The following is a 24,693-nucleotide window of genomic DNA, read 5'->3' as shown; positions in this document are numbered from 1 at the left end:
ACTAGTTGGGCTCCATTTCTTTTTAAAACTTATTTGGGAACTGCTTGATAATTCCATCTGCAAGGAAATCTGACATATGCATTAGATGTTCTTGATTATTGTCTAAGGCTGTAATATTCGCATTCCAATCCTTTTTAAGTTTGGCAACCACACCATCTGTGATAAATTTTAAATGCGTATACATCATGTCCTTTAATTCTCTTTTATTGTAGTTAGGATTTGCAGCTGATAAAAAGTTGGTTATATCATCTGCATTTTTATGCCATTCAGTATTGTATTTTTTTAAGTCAGCCTGATTCCCGCTTTTCGCTGCAGCCACAACCTTGCCGGCAATCAGAATATGCCCTCTTAACAACTGTGCAAGCTTGTTACCTGCTTCCTCTCCGTAATAGGGCTTAATTGCATTCCCAAGATCGTCCTGGTTTTTCAATAATCTTGCCAGCACCTGTTTTTGGTCCTCTAGCCCTGCAATGGAACTTACTACAAGCTTTTCTGTCCAAAAAGCGTGTTCATTCCAAAGATGCCTCAAATCAACCCTAAGTTGGCAAGTTTTCTGACTTAACGGCTGTGTTTGCCGCTCTACCTGTTTGGTCTCTTCCGCATTTGTGAATGCTGGGAAAAATAATGCAAAGGAAAGAAGCAGCAGCATGAATTTGGGTAAAAATTTGTTCAAAAAATCATCTCCTAATAAAAAATTGAATCTGGCAAACTTAGTATTAGATTTTTTGTCCATTTTCACTCTATGAAAAAATATTTTTTTTCATCTTCATAATTTCCACATAACTTCTCTACAACTTCTACAAATGTTTATCTTATGATAAAGGTAACTTATTTGAGACTTAGGTTTTAGGAACCTTATTCTTAAAAACTTCCCATAATTTGATCGGTACTCGGGTACCGATCCTTTTTTTCATTTAATATCATCTTCATAATTTCCACATAACTTCTCTATAACTTCTACAAATGTTTATCTTATGATAAAGGTAACTTATTTGAGACTTAGGTTTTAGGAACCTTATTTCTTAAAAACTTCCCATAATTCTGCTTGGTACTTCTGTACCAAGCACTTTTTTTGACCCCTTTTCTATTTTCCAAAAATAACGTACCTGTAAAAGGGCAGAATTAAAAAAGGTTAGTGCTCAGCACTAACCTTTTTTACCTAATATAGCTAACTTGGTTTCTTCCAGAGTTCTTGCATTGATATAACCCCCTGTCAGCACGATTCAATAGTGAATCAATACTGTCACCTGCTTTTGAATCAGTGACTCCAAAGCTTGCAGTAAGGTTTCCAGCCCCTTTGAAAGAGTGCTTTGTAACAACTTGTCTAAGATTCTCCGCAAGCTTTACTGTATCCTCCCCTAGTGAATTAGAAATGATAATGAACTCTTCCCCTCCCCACCGGCCAAACAGCTCTCGATTGGTAAGGTGACGTTGGATGAGTACTGCTAACTCAACTAGTACTTCATCACCTATTTTGTGACCAAAGTTATCATTTACTTCCTTAAAATGATCAATATCAAAAAATATAACCGAAAATTCCTCTTGGTTATCCGCTAATAACTCTAGCTTATCTTCAAGCCATTCATCAATCCGCAGGCGATTTGCAATTCTGGTTAATGAATCATAATAGGCGTACTTTCTGAACATTTCCAGGTCAGCATATGTCTTAAACATATGCTGAGCATAGTAGAGAACAATAATGTAAACTAGATTCGCAAAGTAATATTGCCCTAAAGAATCAATCGATTCTGCAGAAAGACTGTTTAAATACATAATTCCCATTACAAAGGTTGTAAGAAATATAACAATTGAAAAGTAAAGCCCGCGCTTAGTTCCTAGAGTTAGGAAAAAGAATAAAGTAATAATCGGCATCCAAATGATAAAATCACCAAGTGAACCCCCAGATACAACCATATAGTTGCGGACAGCATCAAAAAAGGTCGTTACATGATAAAAACTGATTAAAACCAAATTGGAGTATTCTGTGAATTGAACAAAAAGTCTCTTGTATAATAAAAACCAACTGATGAAAAACCATATGGTTAGAGTGTTATTTATCGTAAAATTAAATTTATATGCGGCATCAATATTTTGTAAAAGTGTATTAGAGATGAGAGCAATGATAATACATGGTACTACCCAAAGATAAATGCGTATCTTAAGCTCATTAAGTGATTCAAAATTTTTCAACATCTTTTTCATCTCCCAACTAATCTATACCGATTAGTCCTATCTGCTGTGAAGCTAAATGACAAAATCACAGCGGTGACCTTAGCCCCTTTTGTCATGTCTTATTTAAATCGTTTCCCTATTGATATTCACATGTACGAAAAAGCAGTGACCCAAAATAGGACACTACTTCTTAAGACTATTATATCAAACATATTATTATGAAAACTATATAGTATTTATGGATAAAAATGTATATATTTTGAATCCTTTTTTATCATTGCATAGTACCTTTTTTTAGTGGAACATTAAAAGTAAAAAAGGGAAAATTTATGATAGGACTTTTGATTGCAATTTGCACCTTTAACTTGATAGCTTTTACAACAAACAGAAAACTAACAGGGAATCAAATCCTTCACATTTGGCTATTTACAATTTCCTTTCAAATACTTTTTGATCTATTTGTGGAGTTCAAATATCATGCCTATTGGTATTTCGACAAAGAGTTAGAATGGAGAGGAATTCTCCCTCATGTTTTCTTAGTCCCGCCGGTAAATATGATTTTTTTAAATTGGTATCCTTACAAAAAGGCATGGTTAAAACAACTTTTTTATTTAGTCAGTTTTGTTATTGCTATTTTAATTTACGAGGTTATAACCTTGCTGCCTAATCCATGGGGATATTTTCATTATGGCTGGTGGAAGCTGTGGCACGCTGCTATACTCGATCCTATCCTTCTTCTAATCCTGTTAGGATTTTATAAATGGATTTGTAATTTAGAAAAAACTGCGTGCTTAAAGTGAAGTGGATACACAACGTTAATTTTTCTAACAGCGTTTTTCATGACCACAGGAAAACGCTGTTTTTACTTTCATGATTTTAAGACGTCCATCTCATGCGAGGTGGTCTTTTTTTCATTTAAAAAGTGTCACAACTTAAGAGTTGTGGCACATATTCTTCAACTAACTGACAGTAATCTTAAATAAGATAGATTGCTTTTAACTATATTTTGGAAAGTTTTACAAAATTTGAAACTTGTGATTATTTCAACCGTATTAAAGTATTATTCACTGTCTCTCAATGTTGATTTTATAGTTGGTAAATAAAAAAGAGGTGTTTTATTTAAAATGCACTTAATTTTATTCACAATAGTTTATTGTTTTATAACACAACTAATAAATATTTCATATGGACCTGCTTTAGGAGTTTTTTTATTGATCTTTGGCTTTCTTAAAGGTTTTTTTAGTAACAATCATAGTGATTTTTTAAATATAGAAAGTTCTAAAAAATTGTATAAAAAAAACGGATTTAAAGATTCTTTAATAGAATTATTATCTTTAGTATTAGTTTATATTAATTCTTATTTAATTGATTATGAGCCTTTCACTCTTTTTGAATTCGTTTATTTATTTGCTGGTTTTGCAATTTTATATCGTTTCTTATTTTGGGGTATAACACGAACAATTAAAGAAAAAGAAAAAAACATGTTTCCAAGAAGTTGATTTTCTTTACAACTACTTAAGAAGAACATCAAATTGATTTTGTGGTCGGGCTAGGAGGATTGAAAAGAATTTGAACTTATTTTTTGCTATTCTACTTATTTTGTTTGGGAGTTTTTTAATTGGATTAACAGTAGATAGCTTTGGTAAGACAGGTAATCTTATTATGCATCTAATAGGGATTGGATGTAATTTAGGAGCTATTTTTATTGTAAGAAGCAAGATAGAAAACCAATAGTCTTTTTAAACAAACGGGAGCCAGATTGTTTAATAAAGCAATCGCTATTTCACTAACGAAGCAGGTTACTGGAATAAGGAATATTCTGGTGTAAAGAGCATAACTCTTAGTATATGGCTGTTTTCCGAAATGCCGCTGCTATTTAACAAATTATCATATTGATGTTAGTTAAGGAGGAAATCAAATGGATTGGTATATATGGTTCGCCGTAATTATTGCTGTTATTATTATTATTGGGTATAAATCTTCTAAAAAGAAATAATGCTTGTTGAACTACCATGAAAATTAACTTCTGTAATAAAGTGAAAAAGGCAATACTGAAGAAGACGCAGCTCATTCGTTTTTTTAAAAAGGGGAGAGCGCCAATTTCATTGATTTATGGTAATAAAGTGAACTGGATTAAGAAGCTTTAGGTTCTTCTAGCGTAACGGTGTATCCTAAACTTTCGAGTCGTCTTAGAGAATGTCGAACAATTGATTGTTGTCTCTGCTTATCAAAGTAGTCTTCGCCTAAGTCTACATACATTTCTTGTCGGGTTAAGAGATAATAAGAGATACGTAACATTGCGTGAGCGACTACAATACCAGCACGTTTCTTGCCTTTTCGTGACGCTGTACGCCTATACAGTGCTCCAAGATAGTTTTTGGATCCTCTTACTGAATGAGCTGCTTCGGTTAACGCCGATCTTAAATACTTATTTCCTTTTTTAGTTTTGGCTGATTTTCTTTTTCCCGCACTTTCGTTTTGTCCGGGAACTAACCCTGCCCAAGAACACATATGAGCTGCTGTAGGAAATTGTTTTTTTACATCAGTTCCAATTTCAGACAGGATTTGCTCAGCCATTCTGGTCGCTATACCAGGAATCGAATCCAATCGTGCCACATCTTCTTGATGAAAACTGACTCTTTCTGCAACTTCCTTATCAAGCATTTCGATTTGCTCAGTGAGAAAATCAATATGACCTAAAATGGTTTTTAACATGAGGCGTTGATGTGAATTGATATAGCCTTTTAGGGCGAGTTCCAGCTCTTCTTTCTTCTTTTTCATAGAGCGTCGCGCAAAGTTTGCTAGTTTTTCAGGATCCTCCTCACCATCGGCAATGGCATCGAGCATATCCCGAGCCGAAACACCCAGAACGTCAGAAACAACAGATCCCAATTTAACGTTCGCACCTTCTAACACCTTCTGGATTCTGTTATGTTGCCTGGCTCGCTCTTCGATAATACTTCGGCGATAGCGAACTAGCTCACGCAGTTCACGTTGATTTCGATCTGGAATATAACTTGCTTTGAGCAGTCCGTGGCGAAGAAGCTTGGCAATCCATTCTGCATCTTTTACATCTGTTTTGCGTCCTGGAACTGCCTTCATATGTTGGGCATTCACAACTAAAAACTCAATATCCTCAGCTTCAAGTAAATTCACAATTGGCTTCCAATAAACACTTGTGCTCTCCATAGCGACATGAGTACAACTATGTTGTTTAATCCAGTCAACCAACTGTAATAGAAAAACAGTTTTAGTAGAAAACGTTTTAATCTCCTTTCCTTCAGGTGTCACAATACATGCAGTAATATTGTCCTTATGAACGTCCATACCACATGCTCTTTCAATGACTACATCCATTGAAAACATCCTTTCTACGGCACTAATTATAAGAGGCTGGTGCAGCAACCAGAATAGGATTAATCTACCATGTGTGCTTCCCGTAAGGGAGCGACAGTCAGTGGTGCACCGTGGTCGTTGGAGTCAGACTATCGGATGGGCTCTAACGCACCATAGTTCATCGACCTTCCTCTCCCAGCCGTAGAATCAGTATTGACGGGTTATAACCATTTTCATTCTCTGTGGTGAAGCGCCGATTTTGCGCTTCATGGATGGCTATCGGGTGCAATAGTGAAAATAGCAGCGTAAATTTTTATGGTTATTTTTTTCTGTTGTTAGCATCTATATATATCTGCTTGTTTCTAAGTTGCGGAAGGGAATAAAATTTTGAAAAGCAATCTTAGAAAGTAATATTGTTATTGCTATATAGTTGCCTTTATACATTATTATTAACTCATTAAATAGGATACAAAATTTAATTTCCTGATTATTCAACTAAAGGGTACTTATTTGGAAGAGGATATAGCACTTTTTTCTCTGATAGAGGAGGATATTCTTTTGATTAACGTTTTGGAAAACATATATGGATTATCGATAGCAATACTACTCTTATGTTCATTTTTTTATGTAAGACAGTTGAAAAAAACGAAGCGAGAAAGAAGACTTACAAACTTTGAATTTGCAATGTATCTAATAACACAAATTGCAATTGTATTATGGGTAGGTAGTTTTCTCCTCCTTAGATATTGAATATAAATAAGATTTCTTATTATATTAACGGGTTGCTTTAGTTGAGAAATTAATACATAAATTGGAGGTGGAGTTGTGAATAAGTCCTTTTGGATCCCGTTAATGGCTTCTTTTGGAACGATGATATTTCTATATATTATAGGCTTTATAGCTGATATTGATTTTCTTAAATTAAAAATTTCACTCTCGAATACTGAGATTGCTCTATTACCAATCGTAGTTGGGATGCTAGTGGGGTTTATTAGTGAACGTATTATCAAATTGAAAACTCAATAATGATATTACTAAATTCCTATTATATGACGATTATAATTGTGAAATATTGTACTTAAAGTAAAGGGGTGCGTTAGCTCAACAAACTATAGAAAATGAATATTAAAAATGGCTCAGTATAGTGAACTGAGCCATTTTATTTTTTATTACAAAAACATATACAAAACACCGTGCAAATTTGGTTGCATTTTTTTGATTTTGCGATAGGAAACGGAACCCGGTATCATTACGATTACCTCTTTTTCGACTAAAACTTAAATATTTTATTAAATGCTTTTATCGTCTCTGGGCTGCAAAAACTAGTAAAATGATCTCTTAGTTCCATTTTAGCGTCATCTATTTCGACAGTTGTTTCACTTATTTTATTTTTCTCTGCCCAATATTCCATTGTTTCGAAGGAAGTGCTGCTCCAGCCATTTTTCTCGCCTGCCTCGTTTGTTTTTGCCTTTGTACCTGATACCACAATATCCATGGAGCCCTGCAATTCCAATAAGGCATTATCAAATGGCTTTTTCATATCTTTATCCTTCATTCCGGCTCGAACTCTCAAAACTCTCGTGTCGATTCCTTCATTCTCACTTATCTGTGCGTACAGCTCTACTGCTTCTCTTGACATTATTCCATCTCGATATCGCTCATTAACAGAAAGAGGGGATCCTAATATAGCACGAATCAAGGGTAACATTTCACTAGAGATTAAAACTGATTTCTTCTTAACAAATTTTCCATATGTCGCTACTCCATCCCCTGGAAATTTCGCACGCCATAGCCATGGGTCCATCTCGGAACCTGTATGCCAATGTTCTTTCGTAGTGATACTGTCTAGTGAAGGATAATTAGGGATAAGCTGTGCCAATGGCAGAAATCCAATTTCTTGTATTACCGATATCGCTTCTTCATATGTATTTACCTTGTATTCCTTCATCCTTACTCATCCCCTCAAAAAGTCTATCTACTTCATTTCTTAATTCCTTTAATAAATCAAAAGTGGACTGGGTACCTAAACTTTCTACCACATTTGTGTAGTACCACTTTTGCTGTTCTTTCCCTGCATTAAATCTTTTCCAAACTTCCTCACCAATTTTCTCATAATCTCTAATGATAGAACGGATATTATGTAGTTTATCTGCACTGACAACAGCTCGAATATCTTCAGAAGCTGTTTTTAAAAAGTTGATTGTGTGCTCCTTCCTGTCTATCCATGGAAGTGATTTATCAGGTTCTGAACTGCCTTCAACGATATTTGCTATTTTAGCTCCGAACTCCTTCTCTATATCTTCAAGTGTAAGCGGCGTATCCTCAACCGTATCATGCAGGACTCCTGCTGCGACAATTTCATCACTGTAGCCTGCTTTCAATAACATCATTCCAACCGCCACGGGGTGTGTAATATAAGGAATATCCGTGTTCTTCCGATATTGTCCTTCATGACTTTTACTTGCTGTTTGCAGTGCCTTTTCAATTACATCCATTTCTTAACCTTCCTCCAATCCAATAATCGGCTGCCTAGTTCTATTTTTACCTTATTTCAACATTTTAGAACCAATCTCCTTCAAAGCCATCCTAGCTAGGAAAGAGATACATTTAAAAATTTGTGTAATTGTCCAAACACATATTTTTGTACATGCATATTTTATAGTACAAACTTGAAAGGGGGGATATGGAATGAGTAATGATGGAAGACGTCGTGATGATGAGCGCAGAGAAGTCAGAAGAGTCTTTATTGATGCAGAAGAAGTTATTATCCGTGCTGATAGAGTTAGAATTATTGGCGATGAAGACAGAAAAGACGACAGACGTAGTGACAGAAGAGACAGAAGAGACCGATTCTGGTAATTGATTCTTTAAAGGGATAATTACAATTCCCGCAGGCTGGTGAGATAAATCAATCTCACCAGCCTGTTTTATTCCATTATTACACAATATATGGTAAATTGACATTTTTAAAATGGTTTGTGTAATTGTCCAATCACATATTTTTGTACATGCATATTTTAAAGTACAAGCTTGAAAGGGGGAATATGGAATGAGTAATGATGGAAGACGTCGTGATGATGAGCGCAGAGAAGTCAGAAGAGTCTTTATTGATGCAGAAGAAGTTATTATCCGTGCTGATAGAGTAAGAATTATTGGCGATGAAGACAGAAAAGACGACAGACGTAGTGACAGAAGAGACAGAAGAGACCGATTCTGGTTTTAATTGATTCTTTAAAGGGATAATTACAATTCCCGCAGGCTGGTGAGATTAATCGATCTCACCAGCCTGTTTTCATTCCATTATTACATAATATATGGTAAATTGACATTTTTAAAATGGTTTCAAAATCATCAAGGCAATAATAATGATAAAAATCACGTTTGCTAGGTGCTCATAACGAAACAGAATTCTTGATAATCGGAAATACTCGTCTGGAATTTCCTCACCCTTATGGGATGCTAACAATTCCTTTACCGGTTTGGACCTTGGTGATAATAATAGTGGACCGCTCGCAAGTGCTGCTAAAAAAAGTACCAGACTTGTAACATACCACCCCATCCGAAATAGGCTTGGATTCATAAAGCCCATTAGTAATCCCGTTACGAGCAGGAGTGTGCCGCCTACCATAACAAAGATATGCAGTTTATGTCTAAGGGCGTAGGAATGTCTTAATTCTGTCATTGTTTTTCCGGATTTTACAACAGTTGTTAAGATAAAACCTGGTCCCATTCCTAAAATCGCAGAGAAAATATGTATAACTACAATTATTTTATAAAAAGTAATCATTTTTACGATCAACTCCCATCTTCTAGACATCACTATTTTAACATAATGGTGGTTGAAACGGTTTTTATGTGAGTAATCTGTCATAAAACTTCCTTTTTTTAGTGATATAATAAAGATGAACCTGGCTGAAGGGAGTAACGAATTTGAGAAAAATTGTTAAATTTATATATATTATCATCGGGTTTATGTCCCTGGGTTTAGGAGTTTTGGGCCTGATTTTACCTGTATTACCGACAACACCCTTATTATTATTAGCTTCCTACTGCTTTGTAAAGGGGTCTGAACGATTTGAACGCTGGTTTAAGGGGACAAAACTCTATAAACGCCATTTGGAAACCTTCGTAAAAGAGAAAGCGATGACCTTAAAACAGAAGCTAACGATTCTGTTATTTGCGGATGCGATGATCGCCATTCCCTTCTTCATCCTCGATAGCTTGATGGTCAAGGTTTTGCTCGTATTAATCGTATTTTATAAATATTATTATTTCATTTTTAAAATAAAAACGGTTCGTGAAGCTACTGTTAATAACCATTAAAAAACACTTGTCATACAATCATGACAAGTGTTTTTTATATCAATTAAATTGAACGACAATACCTTAATGATAGGTAGTTTTCTCCCTCTACATTACCGAACCCATGCTGTTCATGTTGAAAAATAAATCCTCTTGCTTCATAAAAAGGAATACCTTTGTTATTGCCTTTTTGAACGGAAACCCACTGCTCTCTTGCATGAAATTCATCTTTCTGTTGTTGCGTAATAGCAGCTAATAGCTTGGTTCCAATTCCTTCATTACGCCGGTTAGGATTCAGATACAACACAAAAACTTCACCAGCGGAATCGTTAATCATCCCGCCCCCGCCTGCAGCGATTACTTCGCCATTTTCGACCGCTACAAAGTAACCTCCCCACTGCCTGCTTGTATTTGATACTTCATTTAGTATTCTTTCTGTGTTGTAAAACTCTTTCATGATTCTTTCAATATATTCTCGAGAATGTGTTTCACCATATGTAGCCCGATAACCATCAGAACAAACCTTGGCTATTCCTTGCACATGTTCTAGATTTGCTTTACAAATTATAATCATAACGATTTCCCTACTTATTGAAAGTGAGCCGATAGGCTTTAACAATAATTCCATCATTAGCTGGTTCAAAGTCGTATTGTGGTAATCGCTCAAAACCTAACCGTTCATATAAACTCATCGCACTCTTCATAAAATCCGCTGTATGAAGGCCAATTTCGTTATGCCCTTTCTTCTTAGCACGGTTGATACATTCTGAAATCAAGGCAGCGGCTACCCCTTTGCCTCGCGCTGAAGGAGAAACCGCGAGCATTCGAATTTCAGGATAGTCCAACTCCTCAATATATCCCTCATAGGCATCCGTTTTTGCTGGAAACAAAGCGACACTTCCTAAAATGTCACCATCTACCTCCGCTACAAGCAACTCAACACCTGGCTGTGTATCTGCATTTGAAGAGATTCCCTGCTTCAGAGCCTGCCAATGACCCTCAGGGATTTTTGCTGCATGTTCTTCATAAGAGTTTACTCTTTGTTCTCGAATGTAAGCTAATTCACTTTCCACAGCTTCACGAATATTCATTGACTTCCTCCTTTGATCAGAAACTTTACATTCTTATTACTTAATTCCTGGCGGTTATGCCCAGTGAGAAGTCCTGATAGGTCCGGTCCCTTTGGCAGAATGCTATTGTGTCCTTTTTGATCATTACTTGCGATATGGTTTGATAGATGATAATGCCTTTTAATAGCATCAAAATCCGTCGTATCACCAAAACCAGGTGTTTGATATAGATCTCGTAAATAACCCCAAAGATTTGGAAAATCAACAATCCGATTTCGATTTGTTTTAAAGGCAGAATAATAGGCAGCATCGAAACGGACTAAGGTAGCGTAAAGCCGAACATCGGAGTCTGTAATATAATCTCCAAATAAGAAACGTTGTTTCGATAGGCGTTCCTCTAATTCATCTAATCTAGCAAACAAGGTATCGTATGCCAGCTCATAGGCTTCCTGGGTTTGGGCAAAGCCGCATTTATAGACCCCATTGTTCACATCATGGAAGATGACATCATTCAGCGCATCTATTTCCCCGCGTATGGATTCAGGATACAAATCTGGCGCATTTTCCTTGTGGAATGGTGCCCAAACTGTTTCTAGATAGTTTGTTAGTTTGAAATAATCATTATTCACAACCTTATTTTCCTTCACATCCACCATAACCGGAACAGTCGGTCTTCCTGAATAATCAGGATCGGTATTCTTATATATTTCACTCATATAGCGAATACCCAATACCGGGTCTACACCATTTTCATCTAATGAAAATTCCCAATCTACATGTGGGAGCTTAGGACGCATGGGACTAGCCGTACCTAAACTGATTACTTCTTCTAAGCCTAGTACTTTTCTAACAATTACTGAGCGATGTGCCCATGGGCATACAGCAGACCATAGAAGACGATATCTTCCTGCTTCCACTGGAAGTTCACCTTCACCAAATCCAAACGGAGTGTCAAATCTATTTTTCTGGCGATTAAACGAACCATCGGCTTTGATTTCAGCCGCAACGCTTCCTTGCTCATTATGTGCCATTATTTATTCTCCTCTTTATTAAAGTTTATAAAAGTAATACCGAAATTCTTCATCTTGTTTAAATCCTTGTTTTCCCCAAAACTCCCATGCTTTGATATTGGTATGCTCCACTGAAAGTTCTATACCTTTTGACTTAGTTATTAATGCAAATTCCTTTACTCTCGCAAAGAGCTGTGTCCCAACACCACAATTCCTGAATTCCTCAGCTATGAAAAAATCGTTCAGCAACCAAACACGTTGTAATGTTAAAGAGGAAAAAATCGGATAAAGTTGTGCAAATCCAATGACTTCATTTTGTTGCTCAGCAATAAATATAACGGAATCCAAGTGTTCAAATTTCTCAAACAAAAAACGTTCCACCATTACTGGATCTTTTACCTGTTTAAAATACTCACGGTAGGAATCAAATATGGGTACTATTTTAGGTAGATCTTGTATGTTTGCTTGTCTAATGGTCAATGTGTTCATTTTAAATGCAGCACCCTATGTTCATCATCCAAATAGGCACCATTTACTTTCATGGCTTTTTCTTCTAGTCCATATACCTTAAAGCCTAGACTCGTATATAACCTTTTCGCTGCTTCATTGCTTGCAACAACTGATAAATTTATTTTTTCAATGGCTTCTATTGATTTTGCTTTATTAATCGCTTCTGTTACCAATGCTTTGCCCACACCTAAACCTTGTTTCCTTGGTGTGACATACATGGCATAAATGTTCGCTCGATGTTGGATTTTTTCAGCCTTCTCTTGAAGCAGTGTTACAACTCCGATAAGCTCGTCACCTTCAAACGCCCCATAGGTATAATTCTCTTCATCTGTGAAGTTCCGTGCAACCTGAGCGACTGGATTTTCTCTTTTTATCGCATCATCATAACTAGTTAAAAATGCCTCCGGGGCTTGCTTTAAGGCCTCTAACCTTAGATCCCAGTATTTTTCTGCATCCGATGAAGTTAGTTGTCTAATTTCCATGGGACACCCTCCCTTTACAAAATAAACGATATACCTACTATATTACTAAAATTCGAAAAAGATAGATAATATAATTCAATGTCCGTCCTTGGCTGAGGTCATTCAATAAGAAGCCCGTTCATGGTTACCACTTTTCTCTTTTTATGTGATTTTCGGTCACCATAGGCCCTTCATGGTTACCACTTTTCTTTTTTTATATGATTTTTGGTCATCAAAAAATCTTCTAAACTCGTATTTCCTATACAGTTTGCTTTTGTAACCTTTCAAGCTCTTCTGCTATTCTTGTTGGATCGATTCGTTCGAATAACGGCTCAACATTTAATAATACTATTGGTTTAACCAAAACGGGTTTCCAATTCGTCTCTGAAGTATTTAATATCTTTTTAACCTTTTCGCTCGAAAACGGAAGAAACGGCGTTAAGATATGTGCTACGTTAGCAATTAAATATACGCAATTTGCAAGAGTTTGTTCACATGATTCTGAGTCTTCCTTGACCTGCTTCCAAGGCTGCTGCTCATCAAAATATTTATTTGAAAATCGAACCAGCCCGAATACTTTTTCCAAGGCTTGTTTAAAGGAGGCAGTCTCAATTAAGCGGCCAGTTTCCTCATATAAAGATTCGACTTTATCTTGAATGATAGGAGAAATAGCCTTTTCCGGAATAATCCCATCAAATGATTTAGTAATAAATTTCAATGTCCGATTAACTAAGTTACCATATGCCCCTAACAATTCACTATTATGACTATAAATAAATTCTTTCCATGAAAAATCAGCGTCTCGACTTTCCGGAGCGTTGATCGTTAAAAAATATCGAATGGAATCAGGATCATACCTTTCTAAAATATCAGGAACCCACACGGCCCAATTTCTACTGGTGGATAATTTTTTCTTCTCCAATGTCAAATATTCATTGGATACAATATGAGTTGGCAATGGTTCTTTCCCTAGACCAGCCAAAATTCCTGGCCATATGATCGAGTGGAACGGAATATTATCTTTCCCGTGAATGTAATAGGATTCAGTCTTTGAATTCCAAAATTGTGTGTCATCCTTTCCCGTTTCCTTTGCCCACAGCTTACTGGCAGTATAATATCCTGAAACAGCTTCAATCCATACATAGATCTTCTTTTCTTCAAATCCAGCAACAGGAACACTTACTCCTATAGGCAAATCACGAGATACTGCTCGATCCTGTAACCCTTCCTTTAAATAACGCTTGCTAAGAGAAATCGCATTGTCTCTCCATAGCTTATTATTTTCTGCATGTTGAACATAGTTTTCTAGTTGATCTTGAAGGGAGCTTAGCGAAAAGTAGAAATGCTCCGTGAATCTTGTAGTAGGTGGATGTCCGCAGATTTTACACCTGCTATTCAGTAATTCAAGTGGTTCAAGTATAGTGGAGCAATGATCACACTGATCCCCGCGAGATGGTTCTTTGCATACTGGACAGATTCCTTCAACATATCGTTCAGGTAAGAACTGGGAACAATTTTCACAATAGTTTTGTTCAATTTCTTTTTTATAGATAAGACCTTTATCTAAAAGCTGTAAAAAAATTTCTTGAACAATTTTATGATGATGATCTGTATCAGTTCGCGTATAGGTATCATAGGTAAATCCTAATCTTGAAAAACAATCTACAAATTCTTGATGATATCGATCCGTAATAACTTTTGGTAATACTCCCTCTTGTTTTGCACGTATGGTAATCGGCGTTCCATTACAATCACTTCCGGAAACATATAGTACTTGTTCCCCTTTTAACCGGTAATATCTTGCCAAAATATCCCCAGGAAGCAGACTAGAAATATGACCAAGATGCAGTGAACCGTTCGCATAAGCCCATGCACCGCCAATAAAAATACTCATCTTGTAAGACCTCCATTTTTCATAATAAAAATAAAAAAACCCCGTCCCTAACTATAAAAGTTAAGGACGAGGTTTGAATTCCACGTGATACCACCTTATTTCGCAAATAGCTCACACCATTTGCCTCAGCAAGTACGGAGTATGTTTCTACTCTTATACTGTGACATTGATAACGAGCGCCAAAACTCGTCGCAGCCTACTAATACCAATGGTATGTTCAGTACGAAGCTCAGAGACCATTGTTCAAATGAGTGTTTTTGCTTCTTTTCAGCTGCCGAAGCTCTCTGTGAATAAACAAGTTCATTTTACTTTTTCTCTTCAATGCCTTTATTTGATAAATGTAACCATATATTATTCAATAAATTCCCAAAAGTCAATAAAAAAAGAGGCTTCCGCCTCTTTATTCAAATCCTTCTACGTATCTAATTGATCGTCATTTCTCTCGTGATCATTGTTAATTTTCACTTCTGTAATAACACGGTCAATATCAAGATAGGGTTTACCGCGCAGTGCTTCATTTGAAAAAATAGTTGAAGTTTCATTATTATTGTTCAAGTTTTGCCTACCTCCAGATTAATTTTCCCTCAAGAGGTAGTTTGTGCAATTAGAACGAAAAATAGTAAAAATAATTTGATTCCTTCTTAAAACCTATTTTTTCATAAAGTCTTTGTGCGGTCACATTATCATTACCTGTCTCTAAGGATACTCCTTTTGAACCTGTATCCCCTGCAAAATCAATTGCCGTTTTTATTAATTTCTCTCCAAAACCTTTTTTGCGGGCAGTCTCATTTACAAATAAATCGTTTAATACCCATGACCGTTTCATACTTACAGACGAAAAGGTCGGATATAACTGAACAAAGCCAATCGGATTACCCTCATCATAGGCAATAAAAACGATTGAATCCTCGTTTTCTAATCTTTCTTTTAAAAAGTTTCTTGCACCTTCAAGATTCGATTCCTGCTGATAAAACACTCGATAGGAATCAAATAGTTCTGTTAAGAAATTAAGTTCATTTATGGTAGCTCTCTGAATACTCATGATATCCCCCTTTTTTTCATCCTATTTTCAGAATAACCCAATTTACCAGTTTAGTGTTACTCAGAACATTACCTGCTCGTTAGAACAAACAGAAATAAGGCCTCACTTACAGTGAAATGTAAGTAAGGCCCTATAGAACACGTTATGAATTTGTTACAATGCACCTAGCATGAGTAATAATTCGCTTAGACCCATAAGAGCAAATCTCCCTATGTAGCTGTAGGCGATGATCGCAACAATTGGTGAGAAATCAATCATACCTAAAGGCGGGATAAATTTCCTAAAGATAGATAAATAAGGGTTGACGAGTCTACCCACCAGCATTCCAATCTTGGATGACTGAAATTGAGGAAACCAGGAACCAAAAATACTAATCAAGATTAACCAATAATAAATATCATAGATATACTTTCCTATTACTAAAATAATTTCGCCCAAATTTATTCTTCCTATCTATAAATAATTTTCTCATCTTTAACAGTTACATATACGTATTATACTCAATAAGGTTTCAAATATATCTATATTTTTTACTAAAACTGACTTATTTCTAAAAAGCGTGAAAAGTCTAAAAGGCTCAAAATATCATCGACACCTATGTTTCAGGTTAAAATTATTATACTATGTAACACTACTTATTAGAAGGATGCAATTAAGCATCCTTTTAGTTTGGAGTTTTTTAAATGAACGTGAATGTTTTTGAACTTTTATGATTGATTTTTATTATTTCTGGGTGTAAAATGAGGTTAGAAAAAATGAAAGCGTTTTTAGTTATTTTGCTATGCAAAAAACTTAGGAGGCGGTATTGATGTTAGAGCCAGAACGCCATCGAATCATATTAGAAGCATTGAAAGTAAAAAACACTATTAAGCTTCAAGAACTCGTAGAATTAACGAATTCTTCTGACTCAACTATTCGCAGAGACCTTATACAATTGGAACAAGAAAATCTTCTCAAAAGAGTTCATGGGGGTGCAGCTAGGCTGCAGGGAAAACTTCAAGAACCGAGCATGACTGAGAAATCCTCCAAAAACCTTCAAACCAAACGTCACATAGCACAGTATGCGAGCAGTTTAGTCGATGAGGGTGATTGTATTTATCTGGACGCTGGATCTACTATTTTTGAAATGATTCCTTTTCTTCCAGAAAACATTGTAGTTGTAACAAATGGATTAACACACGTAAATGAATTAATTGAAAAAAATATAAAAACCTTTTTAATAGGAGGCTTTGCAAAGCCAACGACAAAAGCGCTAATTGGCCGCGGTGCTTTTGACAGTCTGGAACATTACCGTTTTGATAAGTGCTTTTTGGGAGTGAACGGGATTCATTCTCAATTTGGCTATACCACGCCAGATCCTGAAGAAGCGATGATAAAGCAGCACGCGATTGCATTATCACGAGAAGCATATGTAGCAGCAGATGAATCTAAGTTTTCAGAAATCGCTTTTGCAAAAATAGCAGACCTTCACCTAGCAACCATTATTACAAATGAATTAGACCCTGATACGCAAGAGCAATATCAAAGTAAGACAAAAATAAAGGTGGTTACCTCATGATTTATACCGTTACTTTAAACCCATCACTTGATTACATCGTAGAAGTTGACCAAGTAACTCTTGGTGAGTTAAACCGTACGAAAAATGAAACTAAGTTTCCCGGTGGAAAAGGAATCAATGTTTCTCAAGTATTAAAACGGTTAGATGTTGACAGCCGTGCCCTTGGATTCCTAGGCGGTTTTACTGGTGAATATATCGAAGAATTCCTAAAATCTCTAGAAATAGAAACAGACTTTGTGAAAGTCACTGAAGATACCAGAATCAATGTAAAGCTTAAGTCCGAAAAAGAAACAGAAATTAATGCTAAAGGACCTAACATTACAGTTGAAAACTTTGAATCCTTGAAAAGAAAAATTCGTGAACTAACAAGCGAAGATATCCTCGTTCTTGCCGGAAGCATACCTTCTACTATGCCTGAAAATACGTATGAAGAGCTTGTGAAACTATGTAATGAAAATGGTACAAAATTTGTGGTCGATGCGGAAGGAGAATTACTGAAAAAAGTTCTTCCATTAAAACCTTTTCTGATAAAACCAAATCATCATGAGCTTGGTGATTTATTCAATACGGTGATTACCTCAAAACAAGAGGCGATTTCCTATGGACGAGAGCTTATTAACCAAGGTGCTCAAAATGTAATTGTATCACTTGCTGAAAAAGGAGCTGTCCTTATCAACAAGGACCAAAACTTCACAGCAACTGTCCCTAAAGGAGAAGTAAAAAGCTCAGTGGGTGCAGGAGATTCAATGGTTGCTGGATTTCTCGCAACCTATGCAAAAACAAAATCAATAGAAGAAGCTTTTCGTTTTAGCGTGGCGGCCGGAAGTGCAACTGCCTTTTCGATTGGATTATGCACACGCGAAAAAATGGAAGGCTTGCTCCCTCAAGTAAAAGTAGAAAAGACAAAACTAAGAGGAGAATGATGATGAGGATTACAGAGTTATTAACAAAAGAAACCATCAACCTTTCATTAACAAGTTCAACAAAGACCGGTGCAATTGAAGAGTTAGTATCGGTTCTTGACAATGCAGGCAAGTTAAATGATCGCGCAGAATATAAAAAGGCAATTATTAATAGAGAAGAACAAAGCACAACAGGGATTGGTGAAGGTATTGCAATCCCCCATGCCAAAACAAACGCTGTTAAACATGCTGCAATTGCGTTCGGAAGATCAAAAGCTGGTGTAAACTATGAATCTCTTGATGGTCAGCCTTCTCACCTTTTCTTTATGATTGCAGCTACCGAAGGCGCTAACAATACACATTTAGAAGCTCTTTCTCGACTTTCGACGATTCTATTAAAAGATGAAGTACGTAAACAGCTTTTAGAAGCTAGTACGGCGGATGAAGTATTAAATATTGTTAATTCTCATGACCAAGAGGAAAAAGAAGAAGAACAATCCATGGCCGGTAAGAAACAATTTATCGTTGCTGTAACAGCTTGCCCAACAGGTATTGCCCACACATATATGTCTGCTGATTCTTTAAAATCTAAAGCAGCAGAAATGGGTGTTGATATTAAGGTTGAGACAAACGGTTCCGGCGGTGCTAAAAATGTTCTAACAGCAGAAGAAATTGAAAATGCCGTTGCTGTTATTGTTGCAGCTGACACAAAAGTAGAAATGAATCGTTTCAATGGCAAGCATGTATTAGAAACACCCGTTGCTGATGGGATTCGGAAGCCAAAAGAACTTATCGAAAGGGCATTAAAGCAAGATGCTCCAATATACAGCGGCAGCGGAAAATCAAGTCAGGAAAGCGAACAAACAGGAAGAGGAATCGGATCGACTATTTATAAACACCTAATGAATGGTGTTTCTAATATGCTTCCGTTCGTGGTCGGTGGTGGTATCTTAATCGCAATCAGCTTTATGTTCGGAATTAATTCAGCAAATCCTAATGATCCAACCTATCATCCAATAGCTGAAGCACTAATGACCATTGGCGGCGGAAATGCATTCGCCTTAATGGTTCCAATTTTAGCAGGATTTATTGCCATGAGTATTGCGGACCGTCCTGGCTTTGCTGCAGGTATGGTTGGCGGGATGTTGGCTACTAGCGGTGGAGCAGGCTTCTTAGGTGGACTTGTTGCAGGTTTCTTAGCAGGTTATTTAGTAGTAGGCTTGAAAAAGCTATTAGCTGGAATGCCCTCATCTTTAGAAGGGATTAAAACCATTCTTTTATACCCATTACTAGGGATCGCTTTAACCGGATTTATTATGTTGTTTGTTATCAATAAGCCTGTTGGCGCTTTAAATACAGCCATCTCTGAATGGTTATCAGGTCTAGGTACTGGAAATGCGATTTTACTTGGAATTATTTTAGGCTTAATGATGTCGTTTGATATGGGTGGTCCCGTTAACAAGGCAGCCTATGTTTTTGGTACAGGTTTGTTAGCAAATGGAGTTTATGAACCAATGGCCGCGATCATGGCTGCAGGAATGGTACCTCCATTAGGGATCGCGATTGCAACTACTCTGTTTAAGAAGAAGTTCAGCAAGCAAGATCGAGAAGCAGGTAAAGTAAACTATATTATGGGGCTATCCTTTATTACCGAAGGAGCGATTCCATTTGCAGCAGCCGATCCACTTCGTGTCATTCCATCTGTGATGGCAGGTTCAGCTGTTGCTGGTGCTTTATCGATGATGTTCAGTATTGGACTTCGCGCTCCGCACGGTGGAGTATTCGTTATTCCACTCGTGGATGGTAATTGGTTAATGTATTTACTAGCGGTAGTGGTAGGAGCAATTATTTCAGCTTTACTTATGGGAATGCTGAAAAAGCCAGTGACCGATTAAAAAATAAGCCCAATTTTCCACTACGGGAAATTGGGCTTTTCCTTATTAATTACTAGTAACTGTATTCAAATTAAGTAAATGACGAACAGCGTAGGCAAATCCATCTTCATCGTTAGATTTTGTAACGATGTCCGCTTTTTGCTGTACATGAAGCGGGGCATTCCCCATTGCAACAGAAGTGGTTGCTACCTCGAACATAGCAAGATCATTACCACCGTCACCAAAGGCAATAATCTCCTCAAAGTCCAGATTCATCATTTTCTGGTAGCGTAATAATGCTTTACCTTTATGAGCTTCATTAGAGGTAATTTCAACATTATTTGGGAATGAGGATGCCATTGAAATCTCAAACTTACCTTCTAGTGCCTTCTTAACCTCTTCCACTTTTTCCAATTGATCATGGTGTGTTAAAGCAATTAATTTATAGATTTTCAATTGAACTTTTTCAAGAATTTCATCGTAATTGAATTCTTCAAAAAGAGCATTGAGTTCTTCTTTACTTTTGTTATGCAATGGCGGTAAAGTCGACGGAAAACCTCCATAATTGGTATAGACTAAAATCCCAACACCTAAGCCCTTTAATATCGGAAAAAGTTCTTTATAGATTTCATTCGGTATGGTTGCCTCAAAAAGCAGTTCTTTGGATGCCGAGAATAAAACAGATCCATTCACACAAAAAATAGGAATCTCTAAATTTTGTAATGCTTTTATTTTTACAACATCGGCATAAGCCCTGCCTGTGTTCAAAATAACAGAATGACCTTGTTCATGCAATTCATTGATGGTTTGTAGGTTTGCTTCAGATATATCATGGTCAGAATTTAATAAAGTACCATCTAAATCGATTGAGAAACATTTCATGTAAGTATTCAGTCCTTCCCTATCTTTCTCAAAGACTACTATATCAGATATTCTGCGAATAAAAAAAGTTTAAATTTGGAAGTCCAGCTTATCACCATAACCAAAAAGAAGCGTATATCATCACGCTTCTCTGTTTGTCGAGAGTACCTTTACTCTCCTTCGTTTACCATGATTTTAAATCCTTCTTGCTTTGGTCCAGCTTCGTAAATTTCCCTTGATACGATGTAAAAGGTTTCCTCTTTATCGTCAGCGATAACCATTTCGCTTGGACTCTTATCGACCGCTGCCGCATCAAGGCTAAAATAACCCATGCCTAGCATTGTAATATCAAATGGCACTTTCATCCCTCTTTTCTAGTTTTATTGAATTTTACCCTTTTTCTTACTAGGCTACAAGCGGAAGCTTTTGATTATTATGAAACCTTTTGATTACACTTACGTAAATTTATGGAAAGGATTTTACAGGGAGGGATTTCAATGAGCGAAAAAGGATGTTTGAAATGCGGGTCTAGGGACACTGGGCAAAAAGAAGTGGCGATGACCGGAACAGGTTTATCTAAAATGTTTGATCTCCAGCATAACACGTTTATCGTCGTCTTTTGTAAAAACTGCGGGTACTCTGAATTTTATAATAAGAAAACTTCCAAGACTTCTAATATCCTTGATTTATTTTTTGGCGGTTAATTATAAACTAATATAATAAAGGGGAATTTCCAGATGAGTGAAGCAGTAATCATTTTTGTTGGAGGTTACATTTTACTATCTTTGATTTTGATACCTTTTCAATATCGTTATGTAGAGCAAATGGAAAAGATGCGGAGAGCGAATGAGAAGAACGGTATAAGTCAAGGTGAAATGATGGAAAATATGAAATTTGAAGAGCAAGTATTACATGCTAATGTACAGGGGAGTTTTATTTTCTTCCTTGCGAATATCTTCGCAACGATTGTCTATAAAGTGAAAAATCGAGGAAAAGTGGCGAGATAACAAACTCATAAAAATAAGCGGTGCCTTATTAGGTGCCGCTTTTGTAATATAATTTTCATGCTACTAAAATCCAATATAAAAGGGTTGATGTTTCTCATCTAAACAATATTCAATTCTTTGTCTAAAGTTATTCCAAGTGACCATTTCTAAAGCTTCTTCTAGTGGAAAGAAACCAACTTCTAGACTTTCTGGACTGGTCGTTAATTCACCGCCTATCGGCTTCCCTAAGAATAATGTGTTACAAATGGAATCCTCTACATTTTGAAAAATCCCACAAAATTTCACAACCTCAATGTCTATCCCTGATTCTTCCTTTGTTTCTCTAATGACGGCGTTAGTTAGGGATTCCCCTTCTTCCACCTGTCCCCCAGGCATTTCCCAGCCTCTTTTTGGTCCCTTGATTAATAAAATTTCATTCTTTTCATTTATTACAATTGCTGCCGCTGAAAGGATATGTTTTGGTACTGCCATTTTTCTCGCCTCCACTCTGGGTCCCTAGAAATAATCTAATCTCTTCTCTTTGAATTTGTCATCTGCTTTTCAAGCATACTATGACATGGAGGTGTTAATCATGTCAAAAAATAATCCTATCGAATATACAGGGAAAGTCTTGAATCAAAGAAACCAGCTAACTGGTCCGGATGATGAAGGTAAGGCAAACTATCCAGAACGACCGAAGAATGTTCCGATTGAGGACCCAAATAGTAAAGGGCAACATTAATTCAAGTTAAACGAACGTTTGATTAGTTCTGCAAAACCTTATGTACCATCACTTGTAGCGATTTAATCAAACGGTCGTTTAGTTTTTTTATCAAGGCTCTTTTCTTAAACTTTTTGCTTTTGGAACAAAATTTAATTAACTATTTCCACGTTAAAATCGGCTTTAAGATTTTAACAATTAATCAAAGGAATACCTGAAACTACATCATTTATTATGGATGAACTCTAAGAATTGTGAGACGCCGGGTTTGTTAAAGCGTTGGGGTTTTTTTACAAGCCATAATTTCCTCATGATTGTAACACCATTTATGTCTATTTCACGGAGGAGATTAAGCCCAAGCTCCCTTTCTACCGTTAATCTGGGAAGAATACTGATTCCGAGCCCTGCTTCTACAGCACTTTTGATTGCCTGGGTGCTGCCTAATTCCATATAGCTATCAATTTTATCTAAAATCCCGTTTTCTCTTAACATGTTTTCAACAATCACCCGTGTTCCCGAACCCGATTCACGCAAAATGATTCGTTCATTTAACAACTCTTCGATCTGAATCTGCATGTCCCAAGTGTGGTCAGGCGAACATACAAGGATGAGCTCATCATCCGCATACTCCTCAACAATAAAGTCGTTCCTCTCGACAATCCCTTCTACTAAAGCCATATCGATGACATCATTGGCTAAATCCTCCAACACGCCGGGAGTATTTTTTATGGTCAAAGTTACTCTTATTTCAGGCTGTTGTTTTTTAAACTTACCTAACAAACTGGGTAATAAATATTCTCCAATAGTAAAGGTTGCGCCAACATTAAGATTAATATTATTTTGTCCCATTGCTTGTTTAATGACTTCTTTAGAACGGCTATAATCACCAACAATTGCTTTCGCAAAAGGGTACAACATTTTTCCTGCTTCTGTTACCCTGAGTTTTCCATCCGTACGGTCAAATAACAATGTTCCATATGAGTCTTCCAATTGATGAATCTGCCTCGTAACAGCAGGCTGAGATACAAAGCTTAATCGAGCTGCTTGACTGATACTGCCTTCATCCACAACTAAACAAAACATTTGCAAGCTTTCTATGTTCAATAGATTCCCCTCCAAAGCCAACTATGCTTTTATAGTACCATAATCAATTTGATAAGAATCAGTTAGCTATACGTTTTTGTTATACCCTATTAATTAGTTGCAATTTATCATCTAACGAATATCTGGTAACGTAATAGGTAGAAAGAAACCACGATTCAAAAGTTGGAAACATATCTGAACGGGGGAATGGGAGGGTGTTAATGATGGGGGAATGGAAAAAACTGTTTTACATTTTTTGGACCTTTTTCAAAATCAGTCCTGCTACGTTTGGTGGGGGCTATGCCATGGTCCCCTTAATCATAAAAGTAATCGTTGAAAGGAATAAGTGGCTAACGACTGAAGAAGTTACTGAGGTGATTGCTTTATCTCAAACAGTCCCTGGAGCGGTTGCGGTTAACTCTGCGACATTTATTGGCCACAAACTCGGTGGCATAAAAGGGGCGCTTGCAGCCATGCTTGGTGTTTCCCTGCCGACTTTTTTAATTGTTCTAACATTAGGGATTTCCTATTTATACATTCATGATAATTCAAAGCTAGAAGCTGCCTTTACCTCCATTAGAATTACCATTGTAGCGATAATTGCCTATGCAGCTATTAAAATAGCAAAAACAGCCATTGTTGATAAGACCACCTTCTGTATTATGATTGCAGGAGTTCTGGCACTGTTTTTCATACATCCGATTGTTGCGATTTTTCTTGGGTCCTTAATTGGCTTAGCAGCGACGTTTATTAAGAAAAAAATAGGCCGTGAAAGTAAGGAAATCAAACATAATAAGAAAGATGATCATTCTAACTACCCCGATTATTTTATGGGTGCTGGAATTTAAAAACAGGGAGATAAGAGATTTGAATGTGGGAACTTAATTTTCTCCTCCCCCTTTTTGTACACC

Annotated in this window: 32 protein-coding genes and 1 other annotated feature; of the genes, 13 read left to right on the top strand and 19 right to left on the bottom strand. The window is 36.6% G+C overall.

Annotation, left to right across the window (positions count from 1 at the left end; translation table 11 throughout):
- Positions 1-22: 22 nt before the first annotated feature.
- Both J2Y03_RS09625 and J2Y03_RS09620 read right to left on the bottom strand, forming a co-directional pair.
- Positions 23-673 (bottom strand): glycosyltransferase, encoded by a 651-nt coding sequence (locus J2Y03_RS09625; RefSeq protein ID WP_310193316.1) that lies wholly within the window; start codon positions 671-673, stop codon positions 23-25.
- Positions 674-1,155: 482 nt separating this feature from the next.
- Positions 1,156-2,193 (bottom strand): GGDEF domain-containing protein, encoded by a 1,038-nt coding sequence (locus J2Y03_RS09620; protein WP_310193314.1) that lies wholly within the window; start codon positions 2,191-2,193, stop codon positions 1,156-1,158.
- 1,190 nt (positions 2,194-3,383) lie between these two features.
- On the opposite strand from J2Y03_RS09620, the gene J2Y03_RS09615 reads away from it, so the two are divergent.
- Positions 3,384-3,671: a hypothetical protein gene (locus J2Y03_RS09615; protein ID WP_310193311.1), complete on the top strand. Its 288-nt coding sequence runs from the start codon at positions 3,384-3,386 to the stop codon at positions 3,669-3,671.
- A gap of 634 nt (positions 3,672-4,305) precedes the next feature.
- Here J2Y03_RS09615 and J2Y03_RS09610 read toward each other — a convergent pair.
- Positions 4,306-5,529, bottom strand: a complete 1,224-nt coding sequence (locus tag J2Y03_RS09610) for an IS110 family RNA-guided transposase (RefSeq protein ID WP_310193990.1) — start codon at positions 5,527-5,529, stop codon at positions 4,306-4,308.
- 516 nt (positions 5,530-6,045) lie between these two features.
- Here J2Y03_RS09610 and J2Y03_RS09605 point away from each other — a divergent pair.
- Complete coding sequence (locus tag J2Y03_RS09605; protein ID WP_310193987.1) at positions 6,046-6,258, top strand: hypothetical protein; 213 nt, start codon at positions 6,046-6,048, stop codon at positions 6,256-6,258.
- A gap of 75 nt (positions 6,259-6,333) precedes the next feature.
- On the top strand, positions 6,334-6,534 hold the full coding sequence (locus J2Y03_RS09600; RefSeq protein WP_310193309.1) for an ATPase: 201 nt from the start codon (positions 6,334-6,336) through the stop codon (positions 6,532-6,534).
- A 244-nt stretch (positions 6,535-6,778) separates the two neighbouring features.
- Here the strand turns inward: J2Y03_RS09600 and J2Y03_RS09595 are convergent, their stop codons facing one another.
- A complete protein-coding gene (locus J2Y03_RS09595; protein ID WP_310193307.1) occupies positions 6,779-7,456 on the bottom strand; it encodes an AlkZ-related protein in 678 nt (225 codons plus the stop codon).
- Positions 7,428-8,003: an HD domain-containing protein gene (locus J2Y03_RS09590; RefSeq protein ID WP_310193306.1), complete on the bottom strand. Its 576-nt coding sequence runs from the start codon at positions 8,001-8,003 to the stop codon at positions 7,428-7,430. The genes J2Y03_RS09595 and J2Y03_RS09590 overlap by 29 nt, the downstream gene beginning before the upstream one ends.
- 193 nt (positions 8,004-8,196) lie before the next feature.
- Here J2Y03_RS09590 and J2Y03_RS09585 point away from each other — a divergent pair, with 193 nt between their 5' ends.
- Entirely contained in the window at positions 8,197-8,367 is a 171-nt protein-coding gene (locus J2Y03_RS09585) for a hypothetical protein (protein WP_310193304.1), read from the top strand.
- 190 nt (positions 8,368-8,557) lie between these two features.
- The gene (locus J2Y03_RS09580; protein WP_165903244.1) at positions 8,558-8,731 is read left to right on the top strand and encodes a hypothetical protein; all 174 of its coding nucleotides are present in this window, start codon (positions 8,558-8,560) and stop codon (positions 8,729-8,731) included.
- A 108-nt stretch (positions 8,732-8,839) separates the two neighbouring features.
- Here the strand turns inward: J2Y03_RS09580 and J2Y03_RS09575 are convergent, their stop codons facing one another.
- Positions 8,840-9,295 (bottom strand): DUF2269 family protein, encoded by a 456-nt coding sequence (locus J2Y03_RS09575; protein WP_132096308.1) that lies wholly within the window; start codon positions 9,293-9,295, stop codon positions 8,840-8,842.
- A 143-nt stretch (positions 9,296-9,438) separates the two neighbouring features.
- Here J2Y03_RS09575 and J2Y03_RS09570 point away from each other — a divergent pair, with 143 nt between their 5' ends.
- Entirely contained in the window at positions 9,439-9,831 is a 393-nt protein-coding gene (locus J2Y03_RS09570; RefSeq protein ID WP_132096268.1) for a YbaN family protein, read from the top strand.
- Positions 9,832-9,874: 43 nt separating this feature from the next.
- Here the strand turns inward: J2Y03_RS09570 and J2Y03_RS09565 are convergent, their stop codons facing one another.
- The 9 genes from J2Y03_RS09565 to J2Y03_RS09525 all read right to left on the bottom strand — a co-directional run bounded on the left by J2Y03_RS09565 (position 9,875) and on the right by J2Y03_RS09525 (position 16,235).
- Positions 9,875-10,384: a GNAT family N-acetyltransferase gene (locus J2Y03_RS09565; protein WP_310193301.1), complete on the bottom strand. Its 510-nt coding sequence runs from the start codon at positions 10,382-10,384 to the stop codon at positions 9,875-9,877.
- A gap of 10 nt (positions 10,385-10,394) precedes the next feature.
- Positions 10,395-10,901 (bottom strand): GNAT family N-acetyltransferase, encoded by a 507-nt coding sequence (locus tag J2Y03_RS09560; RefSeq protein WP_310193299.1) that lies wholly within the window; start codon positions 10,899-10,901, stop codon positions 10,395-10,397.
- Positions 10,898-11,911: a glutathione S-transferase family protein gene (locus tag J2Y03_RS09555; RefSeq protein WP_310193297.1), complete on the bottom strand. Its 1,014-nt coding sequence runs from the start codon at positions 11,909-11,911 to the stop codon at positions 10,898-10,900. Before J2Y03_RS09555 ends, J2Y03_RS09560 begins: the two co-directional genes overlap by 4 nt.
- A gap of 18 nt (positions 11,912-11,929) precedes the next feature.
- Positions 11,930-12,379 (bottom strand): GNAT family N-acetyltransferase, encoded by a 450-nt coding sequence (locus J2Y03_RS09550; protein WP_310193294.1) that lies wholly within the window; start codon positions 12,377-12,379, stop codon positions 11,930-11,932.
- On the bottom strand, positions 12,376-12,882 hold the full coding sequence (locus J2Y03_RS09545; protein WP_132096260.1) for a GNAT family N-acetyltransferase: 507 nt from the start codon (positions 12,880-12,882) through the stop codon (positions 12,376-12,378). Before J2Y03_RS09545 ends, J2Y03_RS09550 begins: the two co-directional genes overlap by 4 nt.
- 238 nt (positions 12,883-13,120) lie before the next feature.
- Positions 13,121-14,755 carry a methionine--tRNA ligase gene (metG, locus tag J2Y03_RS09540; protein WP_310193293.1) on the bottom strand — a complete coding sequence of 545 codons (1,635 nt, stop codon included), beginning with the start codon at positions 14,753-14,755 and terminating at the stop codon, positions 13,121-13,123.
- Between the two features lie 59 nt (positions 14,756-14,814).
- Positions 14,815-15,086: a binding site (T-box leader), on the bottom strand.
- Between the two features lie 83 nt (positions 15,087-15,169).
- Positions 15,170-15,310, bottom strand: coding sequence for a hypothetical protein (locus J2Y03_RS09535; RefSeq protein ID WP_165903243.1), 141 nt, complete (start codon positions 15,308-15,310; stop codon positions 15,170-15,172).
- 49 nt (positions 15,311-15,359) lie between these two features.
- On the bottom strand, positions 15,360-15,797 hold the full coding sequence (locus J2Y03_RS09530) for a GNAT family N-acetyltransferase (protein WP_310193291.1): 438 nt from the start codon (positions 15,795-15,797) through the stop codon (positions 15,360-15,362).
- Positions 15,798-15,950: 153 nt separating this feature from the next.
- A complete protein-coding gene (locus J2Y03_RS09525) occupies positions 15,951-16,235 on the bottom strand; it encodes a YggT family protein (RefSeq protein WP_310193289.1) in 285 nt (94 codons plus the stop codon).
- A 370-nt stretch (positions 16,236-16,605) separates the two neighbouring features.
- On the opposite strand from J2Y03_RS09525, the gene J2Y03_RS09520 reads away from it, so the two are divergent.
- From J2Y03_RS09520 to J2Y03_RS09510, 3 genes are read left to right on the top strand one after another with little or no spacing between them, the layout of a single operon-like run.
- Positions 16,606-17,355 carry a DeoR/GlpR family DNA-binding transcription regulator gene (locus J2Y03_RS09520; protein WP_310193286.1) on the top strand — a complete coding sequence of 250 codons (750 nt, stop codon included), beginning with the start codon at positions 16,606-16,608 and terminating at the stop codon, positions 17,353-17,355.
- Entirely contained in the window at positions 17,352-18,278 is a 927-nt protein-coding gene (pfkB, locus tag J2Y03_RS09515) for a 1-phosphofructokinase (RefSeq protein ID WP_310193283.1), read from the top strand. The genes J2Y03_RS09520 and pfkB overlap by 4 nt, the downstream gene beginning before the upstream one ends.
- A 2-nt stretch (positions 18,279-18,280) precedes the next feature.
- Positions 18,281-20,152 carry a PTS fructose transporter subunit IIABC gene (locus J2Y03_RS09510; protein ID WP_310193281.1) on the top strand — a complete coding sequence of 624 codons (1,872 nt, stop codon included), beginning with the start codon at positions 18,281-18,283 and terminating at the stop codon, positions 20,150-20,152.
- A gap of 45 nt (positions 20,153-20,197) precedes the next feature.
- Here the strand turns inward: J2Y03_RS09510 and J2Y03_RS09505 are convergent, their stop codons facing one another.
- Both J2Y03_RS09505 and J2Y03_RS09500 read right to left on the bottom strand, forming a co-directional pair.
- Entirely contained in the window at positions 20,198-21,013 is an 816-nt protein-coding gene (locus tag J2Y03_RS09505; protein WP_310193278.1) for an HAD family hydrolase, read from the bottom strand.
- A 149-nt stretch (positions 21,014-21,162) separates the two neighbouring features.
- The gene (locus tag J2Y03_RS09500; RefSeq protein ID WP_310193276.1) at positions 21,163-21,351 is read right to left on the bottom strand and encodes a hypothetical protein; all 189 of its coding nucleotides are present in this window, start codon (positions 21,349-21,351) and stop codon (positions 21,163-21,165) included.
- A gap of 138 nt (positions 21,352-21,489) precedes the next feature.
- On the opposite strand from J2Y03_RS09500, the gene J2Y03_RS09495 reads away from it, so the two are divergent.
- Together J2Y03_RS09495 and J2Y03_RS09490 are read left to right on the top strand one after the other, a co-directional pair.
- The gene (locus J2Y03_RS09495) at positions 21,490-21,696 is read left to right on the top strand and encodes a zinc ribbon domain-containing protein (protein WP_132096244.1); all 207 of its coding nucleotides are present in this window, start codon (positions 21,490-21,492) and stop codon (positions 21,694-21,696) included.
- Positions 21,697-21,729: 33 nt separating this feature from the next.
- Positions 21,730-21,999 (top strand): DUF3949 domain-containing protein, encoded by a 270-nt coding sequence (locus J2Y03_RS09490; RefSeq protein ID WP_132096242.1) that lies wholly within the window; start codon positions 21,730-21,732, stop codon positions 21,997-21,999.
- Between the two features lie 63 nt (positions 22,000-22,062).
- Here J2Y03_RS09490 and J2Y03_RS09485 read toward each other — a convergent pair whose 3' ends face one another.
- Positions 22,063-22,470, bottom strand: coding sequence for an NUDIX hydrolase (locus J2Y03_RS09485; protein ID WP_310193270.1), 408 nt, complete (start codon positions 22,468-22,470; stop codon positions 22,063-22,065).
- Positions 22,471-22,570: 100 nt separating this feature from the next.
- Here J2Y03_RS09485 and J2Y03_RS09480 point away from each other — a divergent pair, with 100 nt between their 5' ends.
- Positions 22,571-22,720, top strand: coding sequence for a hypothetical protein (locus J2Y03_RS09480; protein WP_310193267.1), 150 nt, complete (start codon positions 22,571-22,573; stop codon positions 22,718-22,720).
- A gap of 204 nt (positions 22,721-22,924) precedes the next feature.
- Here the strand turns inward: J2Y03_RS09480 and J2Y03_RS09475 are convergent, their stop codons facing one another.
- Positions 22,925-23,803, bottom strand: coding sequence for a LysR family transcriptional regulator (locus J2Y03_RS09475; RefSeq protein WP_310193266.1), 879 nt, complete (start codon positions 23,801-23,803; stop codon positions 22,925-22,927).
- Positions 23,804-24,006: 203 nt separating this feature from the next.
- Here J2Y03_RS09475 and J2Y03_RS09470 point away from each other — a divergent pair, with 203 nt between their 5' ends.
- Entirely contained in the window at positions 24,007-24,630 is a 624-nt protein-coding gene (locus J2Y03_RS09470) for a chromate transporter (protein WP_310193264.1), read from the top strand.
- Positions 24,631-24,693 lie beyond the last annotated feature (63 nt).

The organism is Neobacillus niacini (assembly GCF_031457145.1).
GTDB lineage: Bacteria > Bacillota > Bacilli > Bacillales > Cytobacillaceae > Neobacillus > Neobacillus niacini_J.
This window is presented reverse-complemented; position numbering and strand designations above follow the sequence as displayed.

What these genes read in the sequence shown, in the direction of transcription:
- J2Y03_RS09620 (WP_310193314.1), bottom strand. Translation starts at nt 2,193, where the DNA reads ATGTTGAAAAATTTTGAATCACTTAATGAGCTTAAGATACGCATTTAT.
- J2Y03_RS09610 (WP_310193990.1), bottom strand. Translation starts at nt 5,529, where the DNA reads ATGGATGTAGTCATTGAAAGAGCATGTGGTATGGACGTTCATAAGGAC.
- J2Y03_RS09595 (WP_310193307.1), bottom strand. Translation starts at nt 7,456, where the DNA reads ATGAAGGAATACAAGGTAAATACATATGAAGAAGCGATATCGGTAATA.
- J2Y03_RS09590 (WP_310193306.1), bottom strand. Translation starts at nt 8,003, where the DNA reads ATGGATGTAATTGAAAAGGCACTGCAAACAGCAAGTAAAAGTCATGAA.
- J2Y03_RS09585 (WP_310193304.1), top strand. Translation starts at nt 8,197, where the DNA reads ATGAGTAATGATGGAAGACGTCGTGATGATGAGCGCAGAGAAGTCAGA.
- J2Y03_RS09580 (WP_165903244.1), top strand. Translation starts at nt 8,558, where the DNA reads ATGAGTAATGATGGAAGACGTCGTGATGATGAGCGCAGAGAAGTCAGA.
- J2Y03_RS09575 (WP_132096308.1), bottom strand. Translation starts at nt 9,295, where the DNA reads ATGATTACTTTTTATAAAATAATTGTAGTTATACATATTTTCTCTGCG.
- J2Y03_RS09565 (WP_310193301.1), bottom strand. Translation starts at nt 10,384, where the DNA reads ATGATTATAATTTGTAAAGCAAATCTAGAACATGTGCAAGGAATAGCC.
- J2Y03_RS09560 (WP_310193299.1), bottom strand. Translation starts at nt 10,901, where the DNA reads ATGAATATTCGTGAAGCTGTGGAAAGTGAATTAGCTTACATTCGAGAA.
- J2Y03_RS09555 (WP_310193297.1), bottom strand. Translation starts at nt 11,911, where the DNA reads ATGGCACATAATGAGCAAGGAAGCGTTGCGGCTGAAATCAAAGCCGAT.
- J2Y03_RS09550 (WP_310193294.1), bottom strand. Translation starts at nt 12,379, where the DNA reads ATGAACACATTGACCATTAGACAAGCAAACATACAAGATCTACCTAAA.
- J2Y03_RS09545 (WP_132096260.1), bottom strand. Translation starts at nt 12,882, where the DNA reads ATGGAAATTAGACAACTAACTTCATCGGATGCAGAAAAATACTGGGAT.
- metG (WP_310193293.1), bottom strand. Translation starts at nt 14,755, where the DNA reads ATGAGTATTTTTATTGGCGGTGCATGGGCTTATGCGAACGGTTCACTG.
- J2Y03_RS09530 (WP_310193291.1), bottom strand. Translation starts at nt 15,797, where the DNA reads ATGAGTATTCAGAGAGCTACCATAAATGAACTTAATTTCTTAACAGAA.
- J2Y03_RS09520 (WP_310193286.1), top strand. Translation starts at nt 16,606, where the DNA reads ATGTTAGAGCCAGAACGCCATCGAATCATATTAGAAGCATTGAAAGTA.
- pfkB (WP_310193283.1), top strand. Translation starts at nt 17,352, where the DNA reads ATGATTTATACCGTTACTTTAAACCCATCACTTGATTACATCGTAGAA.
- J2Y03_RS09510 (WP_310193281.1), top strand. Translation starts at nt 18,281, where the DNA reads ATGAGGATTACAGAGTTATTAACAAAAGAAACCATCAACCTTTCATTA.
- J2Y03_RS09505 (WP_310193278.1), bottom strand. Translation starts at nt 21,013, where the DNA reads ATGAAATGTTTCTCAATCGATTTAGATGGTACTTTATTAAATTCTGAC.
- J2Y03_RS09495 (WP_132096244.1), top strand. Translation starts at nt 21,490, where the DNA reads ATGAGCGAAAAAGGATGTTTGAAATGCGGGTCTAGGGACACTGGGCAA.
- J2Y03_RS09490 (WP_132096242.1), top strand. Translation starts at nt 21,730, where the DNA reads ATGAGTGAAGCAGTAATCATTTTTGTTGGAGGTTACATTTTACTATCT.
- J2Y03_RS09485 (WP_310193270.1), bottom strand. Translation starts at nt 22,470, where the DNA reads ATGGCAGTACCAAAACATATCCTTTCAGCGGCAGCAATTGTAATAAAT.
- J2Y03_RS09480 (WP_310193267.1), top strand. Translation starts at nt 22,571, where the DNA reads ATGTCAAAAAATAATCCTATCGAATATACAGGGAAAGTCTTGAATCAA.
- J2Y03_RS09470 (WP_310193264.1), top strand. Translation starts at nt 24,007, where the DNA reads ATGGGGGAATGGAAAAAACTGTTTTACATTTTTTGGACCTTTTTCAAA.